The sequence below is a fragment of the Streptomyces sp. NPDC002055 genome, from assembly GCF_040296705.1.
Classification (GTDB): domain Bacteria; phylum Actinomycetota; class Actinomycetes; order Streptomycetales; family Streptomycetaceae; genus Streptomyces.
In genome coordinates this window covers 1-3,194 of the sequence record NZ_JBEOXS010000133.1, presented here as the reverse complement: position 1 = coordinate 3,194, position 3,194 = coordinate 1, and the positions used below count along the sequence as shown (strand labels likewise).

Genomic DNA, 3,194 nt, shown 5'->3' with positions numbered 1-3,194 from the left:
TTTGCTTATCATGATTGAGTTCCCGAGCGCGAACGGGAAATTTATTCCATCAAGGATTGAAGTTTGAGAATACTTAGATTCTTTTGTACAATAAAAAAACCAGTCTCTGATTCGCATATCATCAGAGACTAGGTTTTTACTTTTATTTAAGTATTACTCAAAAACATCATAAAATTTATCATTTTTTTAATTGTATGTCTTACCAATTGCAAAAATATAGAAAATACTACCTACAAATGCAATTATTAAACCCAGTAATACCATCCAAAGAATATTTTCTCCATTATGAACTGTCAAGGGTAAGCAAAAGCCTAACATGGATATTAATGGTGTATAGGTTCTTTTGTTATAAGTATTCCAATTTAATAGTAAGGAAATAAAACAAATCAAAATTCCTAGTACATAGACAAAAATTAATAAAAACGAATCTAGCTGAGCAAAATTACCATTAAGCTGAAGTAACCCTTTTGATAAAATTGAACTCATCTTATTATGATAATCAATATCATTGTTGTATTTAACCAAATCTAATTTATAAAAAGTTGAATTAAACATGATATAAATTACTGTAATAATGGTAGCAAATATTGTATAAATGAGTAGTAACCAGCGTTTCAAACTACTGAATAGTGGGTTCATGTTGCTTTCGTCCTTTCATTAATTTTTGCTGTTCTCATTGCAAAATATTATTCTTCTCAAGCTTTCTAGAAATCAAACTATTTTTAAATTTTGCAATGCAACCTAATTTGTGCAGTCCTAAACCTTGATTCAGAGATCGAAATAAAGACTTACTAAATATCGTTTTTGGGGGGATATGCAAAAATAACCAACCTATAAAGCGAATTGTCTGCAAAGCCTTACCTTATATAAAAACTCCATTTAAAAATAAAAATGGAGTTTTCAATTTTTTTGATAAAAAATAATTAGCTATCCAAAGAATTGCAAGAAGTCAAGGAAGATTGAGGCCACTCCATGTGTCAAAGGATGGTCCCCACCCACCACATTCCACTTCTATGCTTAATAATAATTAGACACTTCCCCTATAATTTTATCAAGATAGATATTTATAAATAGTATAGTCCCGTGATCGTTTGAAGAAGAACAATAATTGTTGGTAATAAAGCATTCATTAAACAATGAACTAATATACTTTCTCCTAATACTCTTCTCCGATGATAAATCAATGTTAATACTACTGACATTGGTAAGTAAACGATAAGTATTGGATTTGCTCCCGTATGCATCCAAGCAAAACTAATACTTGAAACAATAAATGCAATTTTATCATTTTTAAAGAAACGGTAAATTGTTGTTCGAAAAGCTGCTTCTTCAAAAATTGGTGCACAAATAGCAAAACTAATAAATTGAACAAAAGGAAATACAATCTGCCTTGAATAAGCTGCCTGTTCTTTAGCAATACCAGGTGTTATAAAATGAGAATTATAGTAGGTAAAGGTAAAAAAATAAATAATAAATAAAACAATTGTTGTAAACAGTAGAAATAAAATATTTTTTATTTTAAAAATAGATAGTGTATTTTTATAATAACCTAATTTATAACAAATTAAAATTCCTAAAAAAAGAGAAATTGCCATATTTCCTAAAAAAATCCAAGTAGCCGTAGCTTGTCGGTCATATCCTACTAGAGATTTTAAATATATTTCTGGATAACCAAGAATAACGTCAGGAAACCAATAAATAGCAAATAATAAAATGAATAAACTAAAATATTTTAGTTTATTCATCCAATAATTTTTAAACGAATCATCCATCATTTAACTAACCTATTTTATACGATACGAAACCATGGTTTCCCACCAGCATAAACCCATTCAAATCCACCATCAGTCATACTCATGTTTTGACCACCATTAATTGTCATAAGTTCTTCGTCTGAAACAACTTCAAAATTCAATTGATTTTTCATTTGTAAATCTCCTTATATTTTAATAATGTCAGTATACTCCGAAAAAAACATAAATGCAAGAATTTTCGCACAATTACAAATGAAGCCCTTAAATTATGAAGTCCTCCCCATTATTTTATCTAAAAAGTAATTAAAATAAGTTTTCTTTCCAATAATGGTCACCGTTTTTCCTTGCAAGCCATACCTTATATTTGGGAGGTCTTTTGCATTGATAGCGGTTGTCGCAGAAACTTTATAAGCATTTCTCTCCTTAAAGGCGGTTGGGGCGCTATCAATTTGTTTAATGATACCAGTTAATATCTCTGGTTTAGGTAACTTTTGCTGTACTGTAAATCTAACTTTTTGACCGACTTTCATTCCAGAAATTTGAGTACTTGGGATATAACTTGTCAGATTAACTTGTGTTTCTGCCTTTAATAAAGGATAGATTTCTGCGATAGGTGTTCCAATCGGAATCTTTTTCATCCCTAAAATATCTGGGAGCACATGCAGGACTCCAGTCTGTTCCGCAAAAACTTGACTGTACTGGTCATCTTGTTTTTGCAAGCTAATTTTTGTTTCTAAATCAGTAAGGGTACTATTTAGGTCTGTCATTTCTTTATTTGAAGCTGAAAGTGCCTGGGTTTTTAAAGTTAAGATTTGACTAGATTGGCTATTATCATAAGCATTACTTCCTGTTAAGCTACTTTCTTGCACATTAAAGGATTGAATTTGGCTTTTTAAGCTGTCTTTACTCGAAGCTAAACCTGATAAAAATTGACTTTTTAAAGACTCCTCTTGACTTTTAGTCGCTTGCTTAGCAGTTTCATCTGGATTTTTTTGATTTTTTAAATCGGCCTCTAAAGTCGCTTGTTGCGCTTGGTAACTGTTATATTGAGAGAGGTAGGGATTATCTTGTGAAACTCCACCACCACTCGATACCGCATTTTCGATTTCAGAGTAATTCTGAATAGCCTGTTGGAGTGTTGCCACCTGATTTTGAATAGCTTGCTTTTGACTCTCGGTACTTTTATTTTGGTCTTCTACCGCTTGATTCGATTTTTGAATGGTTGCTTCAAGACTTTTTACTTGTGATTCATAATTTTCAAAACTTTTCTCATAGCCAAAACTATCGGTAGTGGGAAACTCATTTTTTTCGTTGGTTAAACTCTTTTGAAGGAGGTCAAGCTGTGCTTTCTTAGTCATCGCACTTGCATCAACTTCTTCAATCTCACCAGAATCAGTTTTCTTAGTAATGGCAATCAAATCACGAATTTCTTTTTTGATC

The 3,194-nt window shown here is 31.1% G+C and carries 3 protein-coding genes; all 3 read right to left on the bottom strand.

The window, feature by feature from the left end:
- Positions 1 to 1,064: 1,064 nt before the first annotated feature.
- Positions 1,065 to 1,775 (bottom strand): CPBP family intramembrane glutamic endopeptidase, encoded by a 711-nt coding sequence (locus ABT112_RS34885; RefSeq protein ID WP_063283332.1) that lies wholly within the window; start codon positions 1,773 to 1,775, stop codon positions 1,065 to 1,067.
- A 14-nt stretch (positions 1,776 to 1,789) separates the two neighbouring features.
- A complete protein-coding gene (locus ABT112_RS34880; protein ID WP_021214958.1) occupies positions 1,790 to 1,927 on the bottom strand; it encodes a lactococcin family bacteriocin in 138 nt (45 codons plus the stop codon).
- Between the two features lie 93 nt (positions 1,928 to 2,020).
- Positions 2,021 to 3,194 (bottom strand): bacteriocin secretion accessory protein (locus ABT112_RS34875; RefSeq protein ID WP_351515801.1); only part of this gene is annotated, 1,174 nt, incomplete at its 5' end.